General features: G+C 49.2%; 12 protein-coding genes. 10 read left to right on the top strand and 2 right to left on the bottom strand.

Features of this window, described 5'->3' with window-relative positions; translation table 11 throughout:
* The first annotated feature begins 328 nt into the window (after positions 1–328).
* Entirely contained in the window at positions 329–6721 is a 6393-nt protein-coding gene (locus B3A20_RS10095; protein ID WP_290764289.1) for a tandem-95 repeat protein, read from the top strand.
* Positions 6722–6951: 230 nt separating this feature from the next.
* Here the strand turns inward: B3A20_RS10095 and B3A20_RS10090 are convergent, their stop codons facing one another.
* Positions 6952–7491, bottom strand: a complete 540-nt coding sequence (locus tag B3A20_RS10090) for a DNA-deoxyinosine glycosylase (protein WP_290764286.1) — start codon at positions 7489–7491, stop codon at positions 6952–6954.
* 219 nt (positions 7492–7710) lie between these two features.
* Between B3A20_RS10090 and B3A20_RS10085 the strand changes: the two genes are divergently transcribed.
* From B3A20_RS10085 to B3A20_RS10075, 3 genes are all read left to right on the top strand, one after another.
* The gene (locus B3A20_RS10085; RefSeq protein ID WP_088629577.1) at positions 7711–9276 is read left to right on the top strand and encodes a peptide chain release factor 3; all 1566 of its coding nucleotides are present in this window, start codon (positions 7711–7713) and stop codon (positions 9274–9276) included.
* 148 nt (positions 9277–9424) lie between these two features.
* Positions 9425–10096: a hypothetical protein gene (locus B3A20_RS10080; protein ID WP_290764283.1), complete on the top strand. Its 672-nt coding sequence runs from the start codon at positions 9425–9427 to the stop codon at positions 10094–10096.
* Between the two features lie 104 nt (positions 10097–10200).
* Positions 10201–10494: a hypothetical protein gene (locus B3A20_RS10075; protein ID WP_290764281.1), complete on the top strand. Its 294-nt coding sequence runs from the start codon at positions 10201–10203 to the stop codon at positions 10492–10494.
* On the opposite strand, the gene B3A20_RS10070 is transcribed toward B3A20_RS10075, so the two are convergent.
* A complete protein-coding gene (locus B3A20_RS10070) occupies positions 10488–10907 on the bottom strand; it encodes a helix-turn-helix transcriptional regulator (protein WP_290764279.1) in 420 nt (139 codons plus the stop codon). The genes B3A20_RS10075 and B3A20_RS10070 overlap by 7 nt on opposite strands.
* A gap of 581 nt (positions 10908–11488) precedes the next feature.
* Here B3A20_RS10070 and lysS point away from each other — a divergent pair.
* The 6 genes from lysS (at position 11489) to B3A20_RS10040 (ending at position 19834) form a co-directional block, all read left to right on the top strand.
* A complete protein-coding gene (gene lysS, locus B3A20_RS10065) occupies positions 11489–12994 on the top strand; it encodes a lysine--tRNA ligase (protein WP_290764277.1) in 1506 nt (501 codons plus the stop codon).
* Between the two features lie 65 nt (positions 12995–13059).
* Entirely contained in the window at positions 13060–13440 is a 381-nt protein-coding gene (locus B3A20_RS10060) for a four helix bundle protein (protein ID WP_290764275.1), read from the top strand.
* Between the two features lie 58 nt (positions 13441–13498).
* A complete protein-coding gene (locus B3A20_RS10055) occupies positions 13499–14749 on the top strand; it encodes an FtsX-like permease family protein (protein WP_290764273.1) in 1251 nt (416 codons plus the stop codon).
* A gap of 58 nt (positions 14750–14807) precedes the next feature.
* Entirely contained in the window at positions 14808–16094 is a 1287-nt protein-coding gene (locus tag B3A20_RS10050; RefSeq protein WP_290764271.1) for a fibrobacter succinogenes major paralogous domain-containing protein, read from the top strand.
* Between the two features lie 197 nt (positions 16095–16291).
* Positions 16292–17074 carry an ABC transporter ATP-binding protein gene (locus B3A20_RS10045; RefSeq protein WP_290764269.1) on the top strand — a complete coding sequence of 261 codons (783 nt, stop codon included), beginning with the start codon at positions 16292–16294 and terminating at the stop codon, positions 17072–17074.
* 246 nt (positions 17075–17320) lie between these two features.
* Positions 17321–19834 (top strand): ATP-dependent Clp protease ATP-binding subunit, encoded by a 2514-nt coding sequence (locus B3A20_RS10040; protein WP_290764267.1) that lies wholly within the window; start codon positions 17321–17323, stop codon positions 19832–19834.
* Positions 19835–19999: the final 165 nt, after the last annotated feature.

Raw genomic sequence — 19999 nt, 5'->3', positions numbered from 1 at the left:
TTGACGAATGTCCAAAATTGTTCGGTTTTACAAAAAATTTACAAAGAATGCCCGTTATTTTTGCGTTATTGCAGAAAATGCGTTTTTTCTGCAAAAAACAGGTACTCGAGGATTTTTATACGCCGTTTTTTGTAACTCGTTGATACTCAAATATTTACGTTAAAATTTTTGATATGATAGACAAAAATGCCATTTTTTGTTATGGAAAAACATTTCCAAGATTTGAAAAGATTTGCCGGAAATGCATTATATTTAAAATCGTTTTTAAGGACGTGTGATAAATTTCACTGTGAAATTTTGATTGCGTGTATGGTATCGGAGATCAAAAATGAATAAACTGAAGAGGTCCATGGCGACCTTGATTGCATCTGCTTGCGTTGTTGCAACATCATCGTTTGCGCAGAATCCGGCCCCCGCGGCTCAGGCTCCTCAGCCGGCTCCCGCGGTTGCTCCTGCTCCTGCGCCCGAACCCGCACCGGCGGTTCCAAACGACCCTCCACAGATTAGCGGAATTCCTGGTGAATCTATTTTGGAAGGTGGTACCTTCTCTAAGATTAAGCTTGATAACTTTGTGACTGATGATGTGGACCAACCTTCGCAGATTCGCTGGAAGGTTTCGGGCAACAAGGCTCTCAAGGTGTCGATCAGTCCAGACCATACGGTCGAAATTGCAACTCCGGATGCTCTTTGGAACGGCTCTGAAGACTTGACTTTTACGGCAACGGACTCCAAGGGCGCTAGTGCTTCGGAAACGGTCAACTTTACGGTGGAATCCGTGAACAATCCGCCGGTTGTTTCCCAGATTGCAAGCCAGGTCATTACGGAAGGTCAGCAGTTTACAAAGATTCGTTTGGATGACTTTGTGAATGACCCAGACCACAAGAAAAACCAGATTACATGGGATACGGAAGTTGTCCCGGCTGGTGGCCCGCAGGCTGATGGTGATTTGTCTGTAACGATTGATGCAAACCGCGTGGCGACGATTGCAATTCCTGATAAGCACTGGTATGGTGCCGCCAGAATTAAGTTTATTGCAAATGACCCGGACTACGGTAGCGATAACAAGACTGCCGCATTTACGGTGCAACCGGTGAATGACCCTCCGGTACTGACAAAGAAAATTCCTGACCAGGTGATTGAAGAAAAGAACCAGTTCGACATGCTTTCCCTTGCGGACTATGTCACGGATCCGGATGACGATCCGATGAAGCTCAAGTGGACGGTGACGGGCAACAAGGACCTTAAAATTGAAATCGACAATTATGGTTCTGCCATTGTGACGCTCCCGAACGAAAACTGGAATGGTCAGGAACGTGTGACGTTTACGGTGACTGACGCCGCCGGTGCTTCTGCAAAACAGGATGTGCTCTTCAAGGTCAGCTCTATTAACGATCATCCGGAGTTTGTTCAAAACATTCCGGATCAGACCATCGATGAAAAGCAGGAATTTGCTCCGATTCAGCTTGGCCAGTACGTGAAGGATCCGGATCACCGCATTGAAATGCTCAAGTGGGCGGTCTCTGGCGCCAAGGACCTGAAGGTTTCTGTTTCTGGCGGTGTCGCTACAATCCGCATTCCGAACAAACTGTGGAATGGTTCTGAATCCATCAAGTTCAAGGCTACGGACCCGGAAGGTGCTTCTGCAGAATGCGAAGCCATGTTTACGGTCAATTCCGTGAATGACTTGCCGAAGTTTATTCGCCCGATTCCGAATCAGAACATCAACGAAAAGCAACAGTTCACCAAGATCAAGCTTGATGACTTTGTCAAGGACGAAGACCACAAGAATTCCGAACTCTCCTGGGATGTCGAAGTCAAGCACCAGGGCCCGATGCCGGAACTCGGTACACTCAACGTAAATATTGACGATCAGCATGTGGCTACGGTTGAAATTCCGGACCCGAGCTGGTTTGGTAACACGATTGCCACGTTTACGGTGATGGACCCGGAAGGTGGTTCCGCTAAGCAGGATGTCGCTCTTAATGTGCGTTCTGTGAATGACCCGCCGGTATTCAAGAAGATTGCGGACCAGGCTATTGAAGAAAAGAACGAATTTACTTCGTTCATCTTGGATGATTACCTGAGCGATGCTGACCACGACTTCTCGAAGCTTAAGGTCGAAGTGACTGGTAATCGTGACCTCAAAGTCAATATTGATTCTAAATCTCATGAAGTTTCTGTGAAGATTCCGCACGACCAGTGGAACGGTACCGAAACATTGATGTTTACGGCGACAGACCCGGAAGGCGCTCGCGCAACGACTTCTGCCAAGTTTACGGTAAAGGCGATTAACGATCCTCCGGTCATGAAGGACATTCGCGAACAGACTATCAAGGAAAAGGGCGAATTCCAGACGATTGAACTGGATAACTTTGTTGAAGATCTTGACCATGCCAAGAATCGCCTCAAGTGGACGATTTCGGGTAATAAGGAACTCAAGGTGGCTATGGATGGCGCTCACGTTGTCCGTATTACGCCGCCGTCTCCGCAGTGGCATGGTGCCGAAACTCTCACCTTCAAGGTTTGCGACCCGGATAACGCTTGCGACGAACGCACGGCGAACTTCACGGTGGAATCTGTGAACGATGTTCCGATGTTTGTGAAGCAGGTCATGCCGCAGACGATTCGCGAAAAGGGCCAGTTCCAGCCGATTAAGCTCGCTGACATGGTGAAGGACTTGGACAACAAGCTCTCTGATCTCACGTTCTCTGTTTCCAGCAAGCCGGCTGCAGGTTCCAAGAAGAGAGAATCTGAACTTAAGGTCAATATTGATGCAAATAAGGTTGCAACGATTGTGATTCCGAACAAGTTCTGGAATGGTGCCGAAGAAATTACGTTCACCGTAACGGACCCGGAAGGCGCAAAGGCTTCTTCTACGGCTCTCTTCACGGTGGAATCTGTGAACGATCTCCCGGAAATCAAGCAGGTGGCCGATCAGACGATTCAGGAAAAGGGTGAATTTACTCCGTTCAACGTGTCTGAACTCGTGTCTGACCCGGATGACCACTTTGAAAGCCTGAAGGTTGACTTTACTGGAAATAGGGAACTCAAGGTCGATATGTCTAAGGCTGGCATTGTGACTGTGAAGGCTCCGAACAAGATGTGGAACGGTTCTGAAAAGGTGACATTCACTGTTACTGACCCGTCTGGTGCTAAGGCTCGTACAACTGCAACGTTTACGGTTGTTTCTGTGAATGACCCGCCGGTCATGAAGGAAATTGCAAGCCAGACTGTCAAGGAAAAGGAATCGTTCAAGCCGATTGAACTTGACAACTTTGTTGAAGACCTTGACCATCCGAAGAACCGCCTCAAGTGGAAGATGGAAGGCAACAAGGAACTCCGTGTCGCTATGGATGCAACGCACAAGGTGACGGTGACTCCGCCGAACGCAAGCTGGAACGGTTCCGAAAAGATCCGCTTTACCGTGACCGACCCGGATGGCGCAAGCGACAGCAAGGAAGTGACCTTTACAGTGCTTTCTGTGAATGACGCTCCGGAATTTGTCCGTGACCTCCGCGACCAGTCCATTGATGAAAAGAAGCACTTCCAGCCGATTAAGCTTGCTGACTTCGTGAAGGACCCGGACCACAAGATTAGCGAACTCAAGTGGACATTCAAGGTTAGCCCGATTAGCCAGGGCTCTTCGAAGAAGAAGGGCGGTGATGAACCTGCTGGTGAAACGCTCCGCGTCCAGGTGGGTGCAGACCAGGTGGCTAACATTGTTATCCCGAACAAGTACTGGCACGGTGCTGCAAACATCACGTTTACCGCAACGGACCCGGAAGGCGCTTCTGCAAGCAAGACTGCTCGCTTTGAAGTGCGTTCTGTGAATGATGCTCCGGTGATTGCTGCTAACGCTCCGACGGGCGAAACGATTCTCGAAGGAGGCCGTTTCAAGACGATCGACCTCTCGACTCTCGCTGAAGACCCGGATCATCCGGCATCTTCCTTGAAATGGGAAGTTTCTGGCAATAGGGATCTCAAGGTGGATATCCGCAAGGACAACACTGTGATTGTCTCTGTGCCGGACAAGCAGTGGAGCGGTAAGGAAAACCTCACGTTCTCCGTGACGGACCCGGAAGGTGCTTATGCTCGCCACAAGATGCTCTTTGAAGTGACTCGCGTGAATGATCCTCCTGCATTCGTGAAGAGAATTCCGGACCAGAAGATCAAGGAAAAGGAAACCTTCAAGCCGATCAAGCTTGATGAATTCGTGAAGGACCCGGACAACAAGCCGAATGAACTTCGCTGGAAAATTACGGGTGCAAAGCAGCTCAAGGCTGAAATCTCTGCAAGCCGCATGCTTACCGTGACTGCTCCGAATAAGGATTTCTGGTGCGCTCCGGAATTGATGGTGCTCGAAGTGAGCGATCCGGATGGTGCTAAGACTTCTCAGACGATTACGTTTGAAATTGTCTCTGTGAACGATCCTCCGGTTCTGAGAGATATCCCGCCGCAGAAGATTCGTGAAAAGGGACAGTTCAAGGATATTGACTTGAGCAAGTTTGTTCGCGACCCGGATAATACGATGGAACAGCTTTCTTGGAATGTCAAGGTTGTAAAGCCGGAATCCGAACACGCCAAGAAGAGCAAGAAGGATAAGAAGAAAGGCAAGAAGGATGACGATGAAGAAGAGGAAACCGTAAAGGATGACTTCAGCGTCGTGATTTACAAGGGTGGCCTTGCTCACATTGACATTGCTGACAAGTACTGGCATGGCGAACGCAATGTGGTGTTCACGGTGAAGGACCCGGCTGGCGCAACGGACTCCAAGACTGTTAACTTTGTTGTGGAATCTGTGAACGATGCTCCGGTGATTAGACCGATTCTTGCACAGAAAATCAAGGAAAAGGAACACTTTGAACCGATTGACTTGACGAAGTTCGTCTCTGACCCGGATCATCCGACGAGCTCCTTGAAGTTCGAAGTGGCTCCGACACGCGCTCTTAAGGCTACAATCAATAGCAAGAAGCAGCTCGTGGTGACGACTCCGGACAAGTACTGGAACGGTTCTGAAAAGATCCGTCTCGATGTGACGGACCCGGAAGGTGCAAGAGCTTCTCAGCAGATTGAATTCGAAGTGACTCCGGTGAACGATCCGCCTGTGATTTCCAAGGAAATTGGCAACCAGAAAATCAAGGAAAAGGAAAGGTTTACTCCGGTGGACCTTGCAAGAGTTGCTCATGACCCGGATAACAAGCCGAATGAACTCAAGTGGTCTGTTTCTGGAAACAAGGACCTCGATATTGATATCAAGAACAGTCGTGCGACTGTTACGGCTCCGAATCCGAACTGGTTTGGCAAGGAAACGGTTACCTTCACTGTTATGGACCCGGCTGGCGACAAGCAGTCTGCCAAGGCTACGTTCGAAGTAATTCCGGTGAACGATCCGCCGAAGTTCAAGCCGATTCCGCCGCAGGTCATCGAAGAAAAGAAGACCTTCCCGGCGATTGACTTGACGAAGTTCGTGACGGACCCGGATAACGGCGTCGATGAACTCAAGTGGTCTATCGATGGTGAAAATCCGTTTGCCGCTGCTGCACCTGCAAAGGCAAAGCACAAGAAGGCCAAGAAGAAAAAGAAGGCTAAGAAGCACGAAGATGCTCCGGCACCGACTTTTGCTAAGCATGAACTGAAGTACAACATCAGCGAAAAGGGTATCCTTACGGTTGAAGTTCCGAATAAGTACTGGAACGGTAGCGAATCGGTGACTATCAATGTGTTTGACCCGAGCAAGGAAAAGGCTTCTATTGAAGTGCGCTTTACGGTGAAGTCTGTGAACGACCTTCCGGTTGTGAAGGAAATTCCGGGACAGACGACATTTGAAGGCAAGGCTTTCAAGTCCATCAACCTCGATGACTTCGTAACGGATCCGGACCACAAGAAGAATGAAATCCGCTGGAAGGTTTCTGGTGCTAAGAACCTCGACGTGAGAATCAACGCCAATCGCGTTGCCGAAATCAAGCCGAGAAGAGACAACTGGTTCGGTGATGAAACCATCATCTTTACCGCAACGGACCCGGCTGGCGCCTCGGACAAGTCTGTCGTGAAGTTCATTGTGAAGCATGTGAATGCGGCTCCAGTGATGCGCGATATTCCTGACTTTACCATCAGGGAAAATCAGAATGAAGGCGTGATTGCAACGATTAAGCTTGACCAGTATGCCCGCGATAAGGACCACAACTTCGAAGACCTCAAGTGGAAATTCACGGGTCAGAAGCAGTTGCAGGTGACTTACAACCAGGCTAAGAAAACTGTGATTGTGGCTCAGCCGTATTCTCACTGGAAGGGCAAGCCGGAACGCATTACCTTCACGGTTACTGACCCGGAAGGAGCTACGGCTCACAAGACGGCTACATTTACGGTAATCGCTGTGAACAACGCTCCGGAAACGAAGCCGCTCTCTTACCAGACTCGCGAAGGTGAAACGCTTAAGGTTCCTGCTTCTACTGGTCTTATGTCTGCAGCTAAGGATCCGGATGGCGACAGACTTCAGTCTGTGAAGACGGTGATGAAACCGCGCAATGGTCGAATCATCTTGAATGAAACGAATGGTTCTTTTGAATACACCCCGAACAAGGGCTTCTCTGGAATCGATGAATTTACGTACAAGGTGTTTGATCCGGCAGGACTCGGTTCCAAGGTGACGAACGTGGAAATCAGCGTCCAGTTCAAGCCGAAGGACGTCCGCGGCGGAAACGCTAACAAGAAAAAGAAATAAGGATTTCCTTGTAAAATAAAGAACGCCTCGTGGTTAAAAGCCGCGGGGCGTTTTTAGTTGTTAGTGGAAAGACGAGAGACCGCTTCGCTGGTAGACGAAAGAAGAATAATCGCGGCATCGCCGCCTATAAAAAAACTTTCGTCTTTGCTCTTCAAGCTTAGATTTGTCGGCTCAACTATGGGTCTGCAAGCAGCCCCGCAGCATTCGCCTCTTTCGTCTCTCGTCTGTAGCTACGTAGTAGCGTCCTTTCGTCTAATTACCCTATACGCTTCCACGAGCTTTTCGAATTTGACGGCGCAGTTGGCGGGGGAGGTGGAGGGGAGTTTTATGGCTTTGATGCCTGTTGCTTTTTCGCAGTATTCTTCGTAGAGCTTGTGGGCGGTGGCGCCTGTGCAAAAGATGCGCTTGATTTTTGTTTTCGCAAGGAGCGAGGCTATGTCGTTCGGCACCACGTCTTCGATGCTCGTGTCGCTTGCGCCAATGATGGTGCAACTGTCGAGAACGTCCCAAAGGGCGATGTGATGCTTTAAGAGCATCGCTTTTTTCTCATCGATTGTCTCGGGGAGTGGTTCGCTTAGGACGCTTGCGAGAACTTTCCAGAAGCGGTTTTGTGGATGCCCGTAATAGAATCCCTGTTCGCGCGATTTGGGTGAGGGGATGGAACCGAGCAAAAGAACTTCCGAATTGGCGTCGAAAAGTGCGGGAAACTCGTGTGTTACCCGAGTCCTTGTATTCTTTGCTGTTCTAGTTTGCGACTTCTTTGTTGCCATGCTATAAGAAAAATAGAAAGATTTACCCCAAAGTGCCCCTTCGATGTAACTCAGGGGAAACTCCGGCACGACCCCATAGCCCAACGCTTACTGTTTACTAATCACCAACCACTAACCACTATCCTGACACATTGAACTTACCCCTCAAAGTTACTATATTTGTCCGCGTAAAAATGGTTGCGTCCTAACCACTAACCACTAATCACTGATTACTGCTCCATGAATCCAGAAATTGAAAAACGCCGCACTTTCGCCATTGTCAGCCACCCTGACGCCGGTAAAACCACCATCACCGAAAAATTCCTGTGGTACGGGAATGTGATTCGCGAGGCTGGTCACGTGCGCGCGAAGGCCAACAAGAGCTACACTGTTAGTGACTGGATGAAGATTGAGCAGCAGCGTGGAATTTCTGTTTCGAGTTCCGTGTTGAACTTCCCGTTTGAAGGTTGCATGTTCAACCTCGTCGATACCCCGGGGCATCAGGACTTCTGCGAAGACACGTACCGTGCGCTCACCGCCGTGGACGCTGCCCTTGTGCTTATCGATAGCGTGAACGGTGTTGAAAAGCAGACGATTCGCTTGATGAATGTTTGCCGCATGCGCCACACGCCGATTATCACGTTCATCAACAAGATGGACTTGGATGGCCGCCATGTGCTCGACTTGCTCGACCAGATTGAAAGCGTTTTGCAGATTAAGACGGCTCCCTTTACGCTCCCGATTGGCGTCGGTAAGCTTTTCAAGGGCGTCTATTCCATCGCTGAAAATACGTTCCACACGTTCAACCCGGACGATGGCAAGCAAGAAATTATCCAGATGGAAGGTCCGGACGATCCGCGCCTCGTTGAACTCTGCGGTGAAAACTGGGTCGCGCAATTCCGCGAAGAATATGAAATGGTCACGGGCGGTATGGATCCGTTCGACCACGAAAAGTTCCTGAAGGGCGAAATGTGTCCGGTGTTCTTCGGTTCTGCCGTGAACAACTTCGGTGTGCGCCAGCTTTTGAACGCTTTTGCAAAACTCGCTCCGCCGCCGATGATCCGCGATACGGACAAGCGCCCGGTCAAGCCGGACGAAGACGCTTTCAGCGCGTTTGTCTTCAAGATTCAGGCCAACATGGACCCGAAACACCGCGACCGCACGGCATTCCTCCGCATTTGCTCGGGCAGCTTTACCCGTGGCGAAAAGGTTTTCCACGTGCGTACGGGCCGTGACATCCGCTTGGCTGCTCCGACTGCCTTCCTCGCGAAAGACAAGGAAGTCATTGACCACGCCTGGGCGGGCGACATCGTGGGTATCAACGATCCGGGACTTTTCCGCATTGGCGATACGCTCACGGACGGCGAAAAGATGAACTTCACGGGCATCCCGGACTTTGCCCCTGAACACTTTGCCCGCGTGACGCTTTTGAACCCGCTCAAGTCTAAGCAGATGGCGAAGGGTCTTGCCGAACTTTCGGAAGAAGGTGCAACGCAGCTCTATGAACCGCTCAAGTCCGCAGTGCCTGTCGTGGGCGTTGTGGGTGAACTCCAGTTTGACGTGCTCAAGTTCCGTTTGCAGAGCGAATATGGCGCCGACGTGCAGCTCGACCGCGTGCCCGCCCATTGCATCCGCTGGGTGAAAGGCCCCGAAGCTGACGTGGGCAAGTTCGCCGAAGAATACGCCGGCGACTGCATGATGGACAAGGAACGCAATCTTGTGTGTCTCTTCCCGAATGAGTACCGCCTGAACCTTGCGCTCAAAAACTACGAACGCTTGAGCTTTGCAGAAACTTCACAGGGGTAAGTTTAGACGAGAGAACGGCTCTTCGAGCCTACAGACGAGAGATTTTTCAAACTTGTCATGCCCGTCCCGGAACAAGTCCGGGATGACAGTCGGGCATCTCTTTTTGATGGTCGCCTTATTGCGGGCGGCTTTTTTATATATTGAATGCATGAAACCTTTACTTTGTCTTCTTCTTTGCGTTGCCTGCGTGCAGGCTCGTGAATATGTTTGCCTCGAATTGCTAAATGTGGATATTACTTTTAATCAAAAGAATGTTCCAGAACGATTCAAGTTTTCTTTTAATGATAACGTAATCACTAGCGATGTGAATGTGCTGTTCCCGATACAGAAATCTGTTGATTATGATGGCGTTGTCCAGTTGAAATCCAACGATGCAATTCGTACGTTCCATATATCGTATGAAGATCCGGGCGAAACAAAAACTCTAGATTCAGCTGATGTCGTTCCAATAAAATCTTTGAAGGGTAAAGTTGATTCTGTGGCTGTTTCGGAGTTGTGGGGGACGGGTGACCTCTTTACGAAAACTTACCTCTATGCCGAAAAAATGAAGTCGGTGCGGTTCCTAGTTCCGCTGCTTGAAAAGAAAAATGGCAGCTATGTTTCTGTGGGTTACGCCTGTACCAATTGGCATGACTTGCGCGAAGTCGAGGATCCGCAAAAGTGCGTCGAAAAAATAAAAAGAGAAAAAGCCGAAAAGAAGAAATCATCAGAAACAGGCAACTCTAAAATTCCTGTTACAAAATCGGCGGCTAAAAATGGCTTAAGTTCCAAATTTTGGGATGACGTGCAAAATAATATTGATTTGTCGGATTGCTATTAAAGATGAGCTTTAAAAAGATAATCAAAATCGTATTTGCTTTTATCGCTAGCTTTTTGCTAGTGTGTTTGGTGTTTATTTTTTATGTGATGCACGATGAATCACCGATGAAAGAATCGTTTACAATGAACACGTCTTTTGTCGAGATTGAAACGGACTGCTTTGATTATTGCTTTACAGAAAAAGACCGTTATTTCTTGAAAAATGAATTGAAAGTTCTTGATAAGGATACCATTCGTTTGATGGCCGAATTTCACGGCATCAAGAGAGTAATCGGAGTCGTGAAGTATGAAGAAAGTCTATATATTGATTTTTTGAATGGCTATGATAGAACGTGCTATTACATTGTTTTGGGAAAACATTTCTTTGGGCCTTTTCGGGAAGTAAATGCTGTTTATTGATTAAATTGTGACCGATTTTTATTTTCGCGGAAAAACATCAAATAAGATGTCCCGAGCGCATCGGCTAACTTCTTTGACATGAGCATAGAAATGGGTCTGGCACCCCGTTCAAGCGAATTGTAATTCTGTTTTGCAAGACCAACTTTTTGGGCCAACTGCGCCTGCGTAAGTCCCGCATTTACACGCATTATTTTCAACGTCCTGGCGGGATTAATATTTTTTTTCGCCTTCTTGTACCAGTCCATGTCTTCCACTGGCTTGAGAACATCATCGTCGTCTTCGATACGGACGGAATCGGGGAACAGCGCGTCCAAAAAGGCAATGACTGGTTTCGGAATATTCTTTCCCGAAACCTTGAAAGACACCGGTTCATCAGTGTTCTGCATAGGGGGCGCTTCCACGACTGCCTGCATAAGTAACCTCCTGCCACCCATTTGTGGGAAAGGTGGCAATGATGAGTAGACGTTCCTGCCAATATTCCATAATTTGGCCAATTTGTTCTGACGGGACCATTCATCCGTATGTCGTCAACAAGCAACGCCAGTTTTTCTTGTTGTTTTTGGGGCATTGCGGAAACTGCCCGAGAGACTCTTCTCGACATGAAAATATTGTACATAATAAATATATATTACTTTTTATTACTTGTCAACCTCCGTAAAAAAATTGGAACCGGTCGCAATTTGCGACCAGGTTCCATCAGCAAGTTTATGTGACACTTTTCGCTTCCTTCATCATCAACTCCTTTGCGTTACAAGCCAAAAAAACGCAAGATTACTACACCATTAAATATACATTCCCATTTTGTCACAAAGTGTCAAAATGGATTTTTTAAAGATTTTTGGTTGAATAAAACAGGCAAAAATGGCTTGTAAGATTGCTTTTTGCTCGCGTCTCTAGCCTTATTATAGGCTCTGTGTTCTTAGTTCTTCCTTCTATTTTTCTAAATTTTACCCGTTCAAATTTAAGACGTGATATATTCACGAGGTAAAACAATATGGCAATGCAAGATATGAATGACCAGGTGATGGCTCGCTTGGCTAAGCTCGACAAGTTCAAGGAAATGGGTGTGGATGCTTATCCGCACAAGTTTAACAGGACCCATGATTCCAAGGTTTTGAAGGATAACAAGGATGCCTTGATGGCTTCTAAGGAACCGGTTGCATTTGCCGGCCGCGTGGTGCGTTTCAATCGCAAGGGCAAGATGTGCTTTATGCACCTCAAGGACCGCTATGGCCGCTTGCAGGTTGTGGTTGCCCGTGACGAAGTGGGTGAAGAAAACTACGAAATCGTGAAGATGACCGACCTCGGTGACTTCATCGGTGTGAACGGTACGATGTTCGAAACGCAGAGCGGTGAATACTCTGTGCGTGCCGAAAAGGTGACGATGCTTTCGAAGGCTGTGCGTCCGCTCCCGGTCGCCAAGGAAAAGGTCGACGAAAACGGCAACAAGGTTGTGTTCAACGAATTTGCCGACGTGGATACCCGCTACCGCCAGCGCTATATCGACATGGCTTTGAACGACGACGTGAAGGAAGTTTTCATCAAGCGTTTCAAGATCATGCAGGCAATCCGCGAATACCTTATCGAAAAGGGATTCATCGAAGTCGAAACGCCGACCTTGCAGCCGATTTACGGTGGCGCAAACGCCCGCCCGTTTACGACGCACCACAATGCCGCTGACATGACGCTCTACTTGCGCGTGGCTCCGGAACTTTACCTCAAGCGTTGCATCATTGGTGGTATGGAAAAGGTGTTTGAGTTCTGCAAGAACTTCCGCAACGAAGGTATGGACCGTACGCATAGCCCGGAATTCACTGGCCTCGAATTCTACGAAGCCTATGCTGACTACAACGACATGATGGTTCACTTCGAAAACATTTACGAACGCGCTTGCATTGCCGCTAACGGTACGACCAAGATCAATTACCAGGGCAAGGAAATCGACTTCAAGGCCCCGTGGCCGCGTTACAGCATGATTGAAGCCATTGAAAAGTTCGGTGGCATCAAGGTCAATGACATGAGCGATGACGAAATCAAGGCCAAGATGGAAGAACTCGGTGGTCACCTCGATGGTGAATTTACTCGTGGCCGTGGCATCTTGGAACTCTTCGACCTCACGGTGGAAAGCAAGCTCATCCAGCCGACGATTATCAAGGACATGCCGACGGAAAGCACGCCGCTCTGCAAGAAGCACCGTACCATCGCAGGCCTCATTGAACAGTTCGAACCGTATGCTAACGGCTGGGAACTCGGTAACGCTTATACCGAACTTAACGACCCGATTCGCCAGCGCGAACTTTTGGAAGACCAGGTCCGCCGTGGTCGTGGTGGCGAAGGTGAAACGCACCCGATGGACGAAAACTTCATGCATGCTGTGGAAAGCGGTCTCCCGCCGACGGGCGGCGTGGGCTTTGGCATCGACCGCATGGTCATGCTCCTCACGAACCAGCAGACCATCCGCGACGTGCAGCTCTTCCCGCTGATGAAGCCGGAAACGTAAGCGAAGCTTACGTTTAGTGGTTAGTAAACAGTGGTTAGTAAACAGGAATTGCAAGGGAAAGCGCTGTGGCTCAAAGTTTCAAGGACTTAGTCGTTTGGCAAAAAGCGATGGATTTGTCTGTCGTAATTTATCAGATGACAAAAACATTTCCGAAAGATGAAATGTTTGGATTGACTTCACAAATGAGACGAGCTGCAGTGTCTATTGCAAGTAACATAGCCGAGGGGGAAGGACGCAAGTCTAAAAAAGAGTTTGCTCATTTTTTAGGAATCGCCTTAGGTTCAAAAGCCGAATTAGAAACACAAATGCTTTTGTGTGAAAAAATTGGGCTTGTAACAAAAGATGATTCTGTAAATGCGTTATCCCTTTTGGATGAAGTCGGAAAAATGCTTGCTAGTTTAAAACAGAAACAAGATGGATGTGTTCGACGATCTTTGAAGTCTTAATCGCGAATTCCTAACCACTAACCACCAACCACTAACCACTTCTTCTCGTCTCTCGTCTATGATTAGTAAGTTAGAACTCCTCATTGCTTGGCGTTACTTGGGGGCTCAACGCAAGAGTCTCTTTGTTTCGCTTATTGGTATTTTCAGTATGCTTGGCGTTTCCATTGGCGTGTTTGCGCTGGTGGTGGCGCTTGCGGCGGTCAATGGTTTCGAAGAAGAGGTCACGGCCCAGATGATTGGGAAGGACGCTCACTTTGAACTGATGGCGTACAATGGCAATCCGATTGGTCCGTACGATAGCCTCACGCAGGAAGTGCAAAAGCGCGTGCCTGACGTAGTCGCTTCGTCGCCGTTTATCGTTTACAAGGTGGGCATCAGCTCCAAGAAGGTAAACGATGGCATTGTCATTTACGGCATTGACCCGGCGACAGCCAAGGGCGTGACGGACATCCACAAGTACATCAAGTGGGGCGAGTATTCTGTTGATAGTCTTGAGGACATGAGCGGTAAGCTTCGTCCGGGAATTATTCTCGGGACTGGGCTTGCGGCGCGCTTGCGCGTTGTCGTTGGTGATAAACTCGTGTTGCAGACGTTCCAGAGCCCAGATGAGGCGATGTCTGCAGGTGGTCCGAAGATGATGATGTGCGTAGTGAGTGGCATCTTCGAAACAGGCACTTACGAATATGACGGCAACCTTGCGTATGTCGGCATTTCGGATTTGCAGAAGTTGCTCGGCATGGGGAACACTGTGACTGGCATCCAGTTCCGCATCAAGGATCACTGGAAAGCGGGCGAGGCGGTTGATAGCATGGCGACTTGGCTCTCTTATCCGTACTACGGAATGGATTGGAAGTCCAAGAACATCACGCTCCTCAAGTGGATGAACTACGAAAAGTTCATTGTCGCAGCGGTGATTTGTTTGATTATTTTGGTTGCTGCGTTCAACATCATCAGTTCGCTCATCATGGTCGTGATTGACAAGACAAAGGAAATTGGCATTTTGCGCAGCATGGGCTTTAGCAAGGCGGGGGTGATGCGCGTGTTTATGCTGATGGGAAGTTTCATTGGCGTTGGCGGAACGATTGTGGGGGGCTCGATTGGGCTTATCTTGTGCAAATTGCAAGAGGCTTACCACTTTATCAAGCTGCCGGGCGATGTGTACGTGATTCCGTATTTCCCGATTTCGGTGCATGCGATTGACGTAATTTTGATTTTTGTGATTGGTATTGTTTTGTGCGTGTCCGCGACGCTTTTGCCGGCATGGAAAGCTAGCCGATTGGATCCTGTAGGGGCGATTAGACATGAGTAGCAGTAAACAGTGGTTGGTGATTAGTGATTAGGGCATAGTCCGTAAACAGGGAACTTGTATGAAAAAAACGTTGTTCTTGATTCTATCGGGGCTGCGCCCCTCCAGAATGACAATCGCAAAGTTGTCACCCTTGAGCCACGCAGTGGCGATAGGGTCCATGATTCTTCTCTCGGCATGCGGTGACGACAGCAGTAGTAGCAAGGGTACTGAGCCTACCGATGATTCGGCAAGCTCATCGACCGTGTCCGACATTATGGCCGATACTTTTGATGATTTGCCTGTCTGTACTGCCAAGCGCGAAGGTGTGATGGCTTACGTAAAAGACGAAAAGACTGCCTATGTGTGCGAAGACGGCGACTGGGTTATTGACTCCGACGTCATTCCGGGCTCTGACCCGGAATCCAGCAGTAGTAAAGGTAAAGCTAAATCCTCTTCCAGCGCCAAGGGCAAATCCTCCTCTTCCGTCACTCCGGGTTCCGACTCGGAATCTAGCAGCAGTAATGGCAAGACGAATTCCTCATCCAGCGTTAAGGCCGAATCCTCTTCTTCCGTCATTCCGAGCTCCGACCCGAAATCTAGTAGCAGCCAGAAAGTTGCAGCGTCATCCTCGGCCTTGTCATCCTCGAACGAAGTGAAGGTATCCAGTAGCAGTTCTGCAAAATCGAGTAGCAGTGTGAAGGTCGCTTCTTCTAGCAGCAATAAGGTCACTGAGCCTGTCGAAGTGTCATCGTCATCCAGAAGCGTAGAGATGGGTTCCATAACCGACTCTCGCGATGGGCAAACTTATAAGACTGTCAAAATTGGTTCTCAGACTTGGATGGCTGAAAACCTGAACTACAAAACGGCAAACAGCTACTGTTACAAAAATAATGACACCAACTGCACCAAATACGGTCGCCTTTACACTTGGACTGCAGCGATTGATTCTGTCAAGCTTTATAAGGATAAGTCCATTGAATGTGGTGTTGGTAAGACCTGTAGCTTGCCTGATACGGTGTATGGAGTTTGCCCGCTGGGCTGGCACTTGCCGACACAAGCAGAATGGATCACTCTGTTCACAGCCGTGGGCGGACAATCGTTCGCTGGTAATTTTCTTAAATCCCAGACTGGTTGGTATAATCATGGCAATGGCAAAGACTACTTTGGCTTTTCTGCACTCCCTGCTGGCCGCGGTGATTTCAATGTCGAGTTCGACCTGATTGGCGAATACGCCATTTTCTGGAGTGCCACGCAGATGAATGACGAGTGGGCCTACATCATGGGCTTGTCCCATGACCGCTATGGTGCGGATTTAGGATACAACAATAAGTTCACGGGGCTTTCCGTTCGTTGTCTAAAGGATTAAGTGCGATTTTTGGGGGGCGTTGCGGGGATCTCCCCGCAGTGGGGGGAGCGGAAGACTTGCGCGAAGCCAAGGCTGTAGCGAGGGGGATTCTTCCCCCCTTATATCATGCTCAAAATTTGTATATTTTGCGCGATGGTTCAGGAATCCTTTGAAATGGCTCAGATTCTGATGGAAAAGGAGACCTGCAAGGTAAAGATATGAGTATTTTAGACGAAAGAACGCTCGTAAACTCGCTACAGACTAGAGACGAAAGAGGTGAAAATAGTGCTTCGCGCAAAGAAGGAAATATCTCTCGTCTCTCGTCTCTCGTCTCTCCTCTCCTCCAAACAGTCGACCTTCGCAGAGTTTTCTCCGAGACGGGTGAATCTCTTGAGATTCTCAAGGGCGTGAATTTTTCGATGGATGCTGGCGAGCTTGTGGCTCTCACGGGTTCGTCGGGTTCCGGTAAATCAACGTTTTTGAACTTGGTCGGGATGCTCGATACTCCGACTTCGGGCGAGATTTTGTTCAAGGGCAAGCCGCTTAGCAAGTTCAATAGCGAAGAGCGCGATATGTACCACCGTTCGCACGTGGGATTTGTGTTCCAGTTCCATCACCTGTTGAGCGAGTTTACGGCGATTGAAAATGTTTGCGTGCCGGGGCGTATTCTCGGGACTCCCGAAAAGGAATGTCGTGAACGCGCCGAAATGCTCTTGGAAACGGTGGGCCTCAAGGAACGCCTCAAGCATTTGCCGCGAGAACTTTCGGGCGGTGAACGCCAACGAATTGCAATTGCGCGTGCGCTCATGAACAACCCGTCTCTCGTGTTTGCAGATGAACCGAGCGGAAACCTGGACGAGGCGAATTCGGCGAAATTGAACGAACTCTTTGGCGAACTCAATGAAAAGTTCCATCAGGCGTTCTTGATTGTGACGCACGATGAAAAGCTTGCGCAGTTTGCAAAGCGCAGAGTTGTCATGCATAACGGAGTGATTCAATAGAGGTTTTAGGTAACAGGTGTTAGGTATTAGGATTTATAATCGCGGCTTTGCCGCACTAAGATTATTCAGCGAAGCCTTCTTCCCGATGCTAGCTGGAAAATTTATTGCATTCATCACTAAAACTTATAACCTGTAACCTACATCCTACTAACCACTAATCACTATAGATAAGTAACTATCTTTATGTGCGTGATTTGAAAATGAATAGGAGATTCCCGCTCAGCGGTGGGAGTGACAAAAGTAATTATGGCAGATATTAACGGTATTTTTTCAGCTAAGGCAAAAGCAGCGCTGCAGGCGGCACGTATTGCGGCCCGCAATTTAGGGAGCGACTGCGTAACGGTTGAACACCTTTTGTTTGGTCTTGTTCGCGAGGATTCTGGTGTTGCCTCGGAAACGCTCAAGGCTTTAAAGGTCAACTTGGCAGAACTCAGCGAGACGATTCAGCGCGCGTTGAGCACGAACGGTGGCCTTATGACGGTCGGTGGCGATGCCCACGGCGGTCTTTTGACGTTTACGGGGCAGTGCAAGGCGGTGCTTTACAATGCAGCGAAGATTGCCAAGGAAGAAGGCGTCCAGTTCATTGGCCCGGAACATTTGATGCTTGCCATTTTGCAGCAGACCGATTCTCCGGCTGCGGCGACTCTTTCGACGTACAACGTGACGTTTGAAAACTATCAGGAAATGCTGATGCAAATCAAGCGTCAGGCCGATGGTCAGCCGATGGATGATGGTCAGTCTGACGATGAACCGCGTGAACGTTATACGCAAACGCGTCAGGCGGCTCCGTCGCGTTCCAAGACTCCGATTCTTGAACACTTCGGTCGTGATCTCACGGCGATGGCTCGCGCAGGCAAGCTTGACCCGATTATCGGTCGTGAAGCTGAAATTGAACGTTTAATCCAGATTCTTTGCCGTCGCAAAAAGAACAACCCGGCGCTCATTGGCGAACCGGGCGTAGGTAAGACTGCGATTATTGAAGGCCTGGCTCTCAAGATTGTACAGCGCAAGATTCCGGATTTGCTCGCGAACAAGCGCGTGGTGACGCTTGACGTTGCTGCCATGGTGGCTGGTACAAAGTATCGTGGCCAGTTCGAAGAACGTGTGAAGGGCCTCATTATGGAACTCCAGCGCGTGGGCAATTCCGTGATTCTCTTTATCGATGAACTCCACACGATTGTAGGAGCCGGCGGCTCTGAAGGCAGCCTCGATGCGTCGAACATCTTTAAGCCCGCTCTTGCACGTGGCGAACTCCAGTGCATTGGTGCTACGACTTTTGATGAATACCGCAAGTACATCGAAAAGGACCCGGCTCTTGAACGCCGCTTCCAGACGATTATTGTGAATCCGCCGACGGTCGAAGATTCCATCCAGATTCTCGATGGTCTGCGCCCGAAGTATGAACAACATCACAACGTCCATTACACGCCGGATGCCGTGCGTGCGGCCGTTGAACTTGGTGAACGCTACATCAGCGAACGTTTCTTGCCGGATAAGGCGATTGACGTGCTCGATGAAGCGGGCGCTCGCGTGCGCTTGAATTCCATCAAGATTCCGCAGGACTTGCAGAACATGGAAGACGAGCTTGGCGAATGCCTCCAGAAAAAGGAAGAGGCTGTCGCTAACCAGGATTACACTTCGGCTGCAGCGCTCCGCGCCCGTGAAGAAGAATTGCAGAACAGCATTGCCGAACGCAAAAAGCAGTTGCAGAACGAAGAATCCGAAACGCCGATTGTCGATGAAAACGTTATCCGTGACGTCATCAGCAAGATGACGGGAATCCCGGTCCGCAGACTCGGTGGCGAAGAAGCTCAGAAGCTCATCCACCTCGGCGATGAAATCAAACAGCGCGTGATTGGCCAAGACCAGGCTGTGGATGCGATTGTGAAGTCCATCCGCCGTAGCCGTGCAGGCATCCGCAACAACAAGCGCCCGATGGGTAGCTTCTTGTTCCTTGGCCCGACGGGTGTCGGTAAGACGGAACTCGCGAAGGTGCTTTGCAAGGAGCTTTTCGGTAGCGAAGATTCGCTTGTACGTATCGACATGAGCGAATACATGGAAAAGCATAGTGTGAGCCGCTTGATTGGCGCTCCTCCAGGATACGTTGGCTTTGAAGATGGCGGTGGCCAGCTGAGCGAAAAGGTGCGCAAGCATCCGTATTCTGTGGTGCTGCTCGACGAAATCGAAAAGGCTCATCCGGACATTTACAACTTGCTCCTCCAAATTTTGGACGATGGCATCTTGACCGATAGCTATGGCCGCAAGATCAACTTCAAGAATACGATTATCATCATGACGAGTAACGCCGGTGCCCGTGAAGTCCGCCATAGCAGTGGCATGGGCTTTACCAAGATGGGCGAGACGGACGATTACGAACGCATGGAAACCGCCATTCGCGAAGAAGTCAAGCGCGTGTTCTCTCCGGAATTTTTGAACCGCGTGGACGAACAGATTGTGTTCCGCGCTCTATCGAAGAAAGACCTCGTTTCTGTCGTGGACATCCAGATGGGATTCTTGCAGAAGAACCTTTCCGACCGCGGTATCCTCTTGGAAATGAGCCAGGAAGCAAAGGAATTTGTCGTAAACCACAATTACGATGCTTCGCTGGGGGCACGCCCGATTCGTCGCTCCATCCAGAATCTGGTGGAAGACGAAATCGCTGAAGGCCTTTTGCTCGGGACGATGACGGACTTCTCCACGATTTACGTGGGCGTCGAAGACGGCAAGCTCTCGTTCAAGTGCGAAAAAATCAAGTCGTAATGACTTGCGCTAGCGTGAATGGCGTTAGCGCATAAAAAATGCTGCAAGAGCCCTGAATTGGGGAGGTGGATCCTTTTTCTGGTTCTTGCAGCACTATGTTTGAGGTGTTAAACTCTTCTAAACTCAACCCAAAATTACATTGTTCTTGGGCTTGTTGCAATAGCC

The sequence above is a fragment of the Fibrobacter sp. UBA4297 genome (assembly GCF_002394865.1).
Lineage (GTDB): Bacteria > Fibrobacterota > Fibrobacteria > Fibrobacterales > Fibrobacteraceae > Fibrobacter.
Note: the sequence above shows the minus strand (reverse complement) of the source record. Positions and strands in the feature narration are given on the sequence as shown.

Bases quoted from the DNA above. Each gene is read 5' to 3' on its own strand.
- B3A20_RS10095 (WP_290764289.1), top strand. From the start codon at position 329: ATGAATAAACTGAAGAGGTCCATGGCGACCTTGATTGCATCTGCTTGC.
- B3A20_RS10090 (WP_290764286.1), bottom strand. From the start codon at position 7,491: ATGGCAACAAAGAAGTCGCAAACTAGAACAGCAAAGAATACAAGGACT.
- B3A20_RS10085 (WP_088629577.1), top strand. From the start codon at position 7,711: ATGAATCCAGAAATTGAAAAACGCCGCACTTTCGCCATTGTCAGCCAC.
- B3A20_RS10080 (WP_290764283.1), top strand. From the start codon at position 9,425: ATGAAACCTTTACTTTGTCTTCTTCTTTGCGTTGCCTGCGTGCAGGCT.
- B3A20_RS10075 (WP_290764281.1), top strand. From the start codon at position 10,201: ATGAAAGAATCGTTTACAATGAACACGTCTTTTGTCGAGATTGAAACG.
- B3A20_RS10070 (WP_290764279.1), bottom strand. From the start codon at position 10,907: ATGCAGGCAGTCGTGGAAGCGCCCCCTATGCAGAACACTGATGAACCG.
- lysS (WP_290764277.1), top strand. From the start codon at position 11,489: ATGGCAATGCAAGATATGAATGACCAGGTGATGGCTCGCTTGGCTAAG.
- B3A20_RS10055 (WP_290764273.1), top strand. From the start codon at position 13,499: ATGATTAGTAAGTTAGAACTCCTCATTGCTTGGCGTTACTTGGGGGCT.
- B3A20_RS10050 (WP_290764271.1), top strand. From the start codon at position 14,808: ATGAAAAAAACGTTGTTCTTGATTCTATCGGGGCTGCGCCCCTCCAGA.
- B3A20_RS10045 (WP_290764269.1), top strand. From the start codon at position 16,292: ATGAGTATTTTAGACGAAAGAACGCTCGTAAACTCGCTACAGACTAGA.
- B3A20_RS10040 (WP_290764267.1), top strand. From the start codon at position 17,321: ATGGCAGATATTAACGGTATTTTTTCAGCTAAGGCAAAAGCAGCGCTG.